Genomic DNA, 4951 nt, shown 5'->3' with positions numbered 1-4951 from the left:
GGGTGGAGCACAGGTCGGCGCGCATGGTCATGACGACGGCGCGCTCCTGGGTAGTCAGATGTTGGTAGATTTTCGCCATGGCGGCACCTTACAGTAGGAGGTGTTGCACTTGGTCCTTGAGAACGCCAAGGATATGGGCACGACCGCGCAGTTGTTACCCCAGTAGTCAGTTGAAGACGCATTGGCAAATCTGTCTCGGTTCATAATGGAAGGCCCAGAAGTCGAAGGATAATATTCCGTTGCGGCCACTCAAATTACAATTCGGCACGACCGAAACCACCTGGTCCGGGGGAAAAGGCTAGATGATCGACCTGGGCACGCTCGGGTGCAGAGTTAAGATGACGGAAACTTCGGCGGTTCCGGCTTATATCCCAGAAGAGGCAAGCGCCCGGCTTCGAGTCATCGAGGACGCGGAGTTGCTAATTATATTTCATTAATAAACCCGCCTGTGAGCCTTTTTGGGGCCATAATCAATCGGTGGAAATCTCTAATTTTCGAAGCGCGGTCGTCCAATGTAAAGCTACCTTTAGCGTTCGGTCGATCCCCCGGAAAAGACGGTTTAATCACGATATGCATGTCAAGTCCCGAGCGACCCATTCATCGTAGATTCATCCAGTTTTTCTTAGATCACCTCATCCAAGTTATCAAGGGCTACCAGTGTCCACCCAATATTTGCTACCCTGCAGGCGAACAAAAACAAGACGTTTTGTTGAAAATTTCCACGGCTTCCTTGAGGTAGCGCCTGATGCAGTGGCGGTCATCGATCAATCTGGCGAGATCGTTCAGTTCAACGTGCAGGCTGAGCAACTCTTTGGCTATAGTCGCGACGAGGTCTTGGGTCTTTCGATGGAGATGCTCATGCCCATCCGTTTTCGGACGGGTCATGTGACGCACCGGATGACGTATAACAGCGACTTGCGTCCACGTTCGATGGGAAGCGGCCTTAATTTGCTTGGCACCCACAAGGACGGTAGTGAGTTTCCGATTGACGTGATGCTTAGTCCTCTTAATACCGCGGCGGGAGTTTTTATAGCCTGTGCGGTTCACGACATGACAATCCACCGCAATATGGAAAACGAACTACGCCGGAAAAGCGAGGAGCTGGAGGAAGCCGATCGCCAGAAGGATAACTTCGTAGCAGTAGTGATGCACGAGCTGAGGGGGCCTTTAAGCGTTCTCACAAACGTAAGGGGCCTGTTGCAAATGCCTGAGATCGGACCCGCCGGCCGCCAAAAAGCGATGATAGTTTTGGAGCGTCAAACCACCCATATGCTTGGGCTAGTGAATGATCTAATGGATGTGTCGAAAATGCGTGGCGGGCAGTTAAAACTCCAGCGCCAAATATTTGATTTGCGATCTATTGTGCCGACAGCGGTAGAAATAAGTCAATCATTCGTAGACAGCGGTATGCATGAGCTAAAGATCATACAATCCGAAAGACCTTTATTAATCGATGGTGATTCAATGCGCCTAACACAAGTTTTGTCAAATTTGCTCACCAATGCCGCCAAGTATACCAAGAGAGGTGGTGTAATTTCGATTACAACTGAGAGCAACGATACATCGGCGCTTATCCGAGTTAATGACAATGGTGAGGGAATCCCATCAAACATGCTAAATCGTATTTTTAGTCTATTTACTCAAGTTGAGCGCCCTGAGAGTCGCGTTATCGACGGAATGGGTATTGGGTTAGCGCTCGTCGAACGCCTAGTACATATGCACTCGGGAAAGGTAACTGCCACTAGTGAAGGTAAAGGCAGGGGAAGTCAATTTACGGTCAGCCTACCACTATACTTCCCTGACTTAGAATAAGATTCAGCTATTCCGAGCGCGCTTCGGCGTCGGGCGCGGCGTGCCCTGGTACACCTGCTCTAGAACCAGTTATCAGGACTGATCACTGTGCCGGGCACGGTTCGCGACAGCCTGATTCTACTGGCCGTCGTCCTGAAGCAGCAAACCGACCTTCAGCCGACTCAGATCATGACTGACACAGGCGCTACAGCGAGGTTGTTTTCGGGCTTTCCCGCCTGCTCGGCTACCGATTCCAGCCCGCGATCGCCTGTTACAAAGCTACGCGCGACGCTTCGGCCAGAGTTATTGTAAGCTTAGTGTATGAACAAACTTAGTGCGCCAGAATCGAAGACGCTCTTAGACATTCCAGCGCTCAAAGCAAGCTGCAGTGAGTTTAGTTTGCACGAACTATGTTTGCCAAGAGGGCTTGACGAAGATGAAATTGAGCACCTTGACATAGCCATTGGTCGACGCCGTCGGGTCCTTCGAGGAGACCGCCTGTTTGAGGTTGGAGAGCCATTCCGTAAGTTATATGCTATACGATACGGTCACTTTAAAACGGTGCACATTGGCGCCTCGGGCGATGAGCAGATAACCGGATTTCAGATGACAGGAGAGTTGCTCGGCCTCGACGCAATAAGCAATGATGAGCACCAGTGTGATGCTGTAGCCTTGGAAGATAGTGAGGTGTGTGAAATCCCCTTTGATCGGTTACAAGAAATTATCGGCCAACTACCTACCTTAATGCGACATTTCCATCGACTCATGGGCCAAGGAATTACTCGTGAGCAGAATGTAATGCTTTTGCTGGGCAACATGCGCGCTGAGCAGCGCTTTGCTGTTTTCCTCATAAATCTTTCGCTGCGCTATGCCGAGCGGGGATTCTCCCCTACTCGATTCCATCTTCGAATGTCCCGAGAAGACATTGCGAATTATCTGAGTTTGACGATTGAAAGCATCAGCCGCATTTTGGCCAGTTTCAAGAAGCAAGGGTTAGTGAAAGTAGATAAGCGTGATGTGTCGTTACTACAGATTGTTCGGCTGCGCTCCCTAGCAGCCGGCACAGAACCGTCGGTCTCTCTACGATAAATGCGCAGCTGGCTAAAGTCGCACAATACTCCTTGAAGCAACGCCTGACTCCGGTCTGGGCGTGCAATGAACCGGGCTAGTAATCAAGGCAGCCGTCCGCTGGTTTAAGCAACCCCATTCGACCGTAAGCGTCCGGCCCACCCACCTATGAATGCGGTTTAGGACTGGGTAGACTGTGCAAACGGTAGCAAGGAGTCGATCTTGCTGTTCGGGCAGGTGGGCAGCTTTTCGAGTGTATCGCTGAGCCAGCGTAATGGCTCGAGTCCGTTGAGCTTGGCGGTGGCGAGCAGGGTCTGGATCGCGGCGGCGCGCCGCCCGGCCCGTTCAGAGCCAGCGAACAGCCAGTTCTTTTTCCCGACGGCGATAGGACGGATCGTGTTTTCGACGGGGTTGTTATCGATTGGCAGCGTGCCCGAATCGACGTAGCGCAGCAGCGCCGGCCAGCGCTTGAGGGCATAGTCGATCGCCCTGGCGGTGCAGCTGCCGACGGCCACGGTCTTGTGTGCGGCAAGCAGCCATGCGTGCCAATCGGCCATTAGTGGCTTGGCCTGGTCCTGGCGCAATTGGAAGCGTTCTGTCGGCGCCACTTCGCGCCCTTGCTGCTCGACGGCGTACAAGTGGCCGATACGGCGCAGGGCTTCTGCGGCGATCGGACTACCATTGGCAGCATGCAGGTCGAAGAACTTGCGGCGTACGTGGGCCAAGCACGCCAGCTCGGTGATGCCGGCAGCGAACATGGCTTTGTAGCCCGCGTAATCGTCAATCATCAGCTGGCCTTGCCAGCCCGACAGGAAGGCGCGCGCATGCGCGCCGGCACGGCCGGTTTGATAGTCGAACACGACGATGCGCGGCCCCTCGTCCAGGTCATTGGATCGGTAGGCCCATAAATAGGCATCGCGGGTTTTTCCTTCGCCGGGATCCAGTTGCCGCACCGGCGTTTCGTCGGCATGCAGACACGGTCGTTCTTTGAGCAGTTCGGCCAGCCGTTCGCTCAAGGGTTGCAGCGCGACGCCGATCTTGCCGATCCACTCGGCCAGCGTGGAGCGCGCCAGCGGCACGCCTTGGCGCGCGCCGATCTGCTCGATCCGGTACAGCGGCAGGTGATCGGTGTATTTGCTCACCGCCACCCAGGCCAACAGGCCCGGTGCTGCCATGCCGCCGTCAATGATGGCCGGCGGCACCGCTGCTGCGATGACCGTCTCGCAGGCGCGGCAAGCGTACTGCGGACGAATGTGGCGATGTACGAAGAAGCGCGCCGGCTCCACGTCGAGCTGTTCGCTGGTGTCTTCACCGATCATGACCAGGCCTTGGCCGCATGCCGCGCATTGGCATGACTCCGGCTCATGGCGGTGCTCGACGCGCGGCAGTTCGGCCGGCAGCGGCTGGCGCCCGGCACGGCTGCGTTTGCGCTTGCCGGCTTCGCCGTCAGCGATGTCAGCAGGTGACACCAGCTCGGCCTCGATCGCGGACAGGTCGGTGTTGACCGTTTCTTCAAACAGCTCACGCTGCTCACCGCTGAAGGACTCGCTTTTCTGGCCGAACTTGATGCGACGGTAGTACGCTAGTTCAAGCGTCAACGCAGCAATCTTGAAGTCCTTCTCCGCCAGCGTCGCACTGTTTTTCGCCAGCACCTGTTTTGCTCTGGCGCTTTGCTCCATCAGCGCGCGCACCTTCGCGATCACGGCGGGATCGTGGTTGGCGCGGGTCAGTTCGGTGAGCAAATCCATTCCCGTAGTTTACCGGGCATGGCCGCTGTTTACAAGCACAACAGTTTACATGCGCGGCGCTACAGCTGCCATTGCGCCGGGGCCGGCGCGACCAAGCGCTGCCAGTCGACGCCGGCGATCAGCCATTGCCATTGCTCGTCGGTTAACTGCCAGCTTGTTTCGTGTGCCTGCGGCCAAACGAACTGACCGCGGTGCAGACGACGCAGGCATATCCAAAGGTTCTGTCGCATTAGCGAACATCGACGGGGTAATCGGGTAAGCTGCGGCGCCCGAACCCAGGACGACTCGACATGCTCAACTTCAAAGGGATGCGCTTTCCGATCGATGTGATCCTGGTCTGCATC

At 55.5% G+C, this 4951-nt stretch carries 4 protein-coding genes and 1 pseudogene; 3 read left to right on the top strand and 2 right to left on the bottom strand.

All coding sequences use genetic code 11. From position 1 onward, the window contains the following. Positions 1-657: 657 nt before the first annotated feature. The 3 genes and pseudogenes from CR105_RS26905 (at position 658) to fnr (ending at position 2880) form a co-directional block, all read left to right on the top strand. Complete coding sequence (locus tag CR105_RS26905) at positions 658-1812, top strand: PAS domain-containing sensor histidine kinase (RefSeq protein WP_099793997.1); 1155 nt, start codon at positions 658-660, stop codon at positions 1810-1812. A gap of 22 nt (positions 1813-1834) precedes the next feature. Then, positions 1835-2078 (top strand): annotated as a pseudogene (locus CR105_RS26900) (Tn3 family transposase); the annotation flags it as partial. Between the two features lie 34 nt (positions 2079-2112). Further along, a complete protein-coding gene (gene fnr / locus CR105_RS26895; protein ID WP_099793995.1) occupies positions 2113-2880 on the top strand; it encodes a fumarate/nitrate reduction transcriptional regulator Fnr in 768 nt (255 codons plus the stop codon). A 158-nt stretch (positions 2881-3038) separates the two neighbouring features. On the opposite strand, the gene tnpC is transcribed toward fnr, so the two are convergent. Beyond that, positions 3039-4607 carry an IS66 family transposase gene (gene tnpC / locus CR105_RS26890; protein WP_099793993.1) on the bottom strand — a complete coding sequence of 523 codons (1569 nt, stop codon included), beginning with the start codon at positions 4605-4607 and terminating at the stop codon, positions 3039-3041. 59 nt (positions 4608-4666) lie between these two features. Next, positions 4667-4951: IS66 family insertion sequence element accessory protein TnpB (tnpB, locus tag CR105_RS26885; protein WP_143752824.1), on the bottom strand; the 285-nt coding region annotated here is incomplete at its 5' end.

The organism is Massilia eurypsychrophila (assembly GCF_002760655.1).
Classification (GTDB): Bacteria; Pseudomonadota; Gammaproteobacteria; order Burkholderiales; family Burkholderiaceae_D; genus JAFCUW01.
This window is presented reverse-complemented; position numbering and strand designations above follow the sequence as displayed.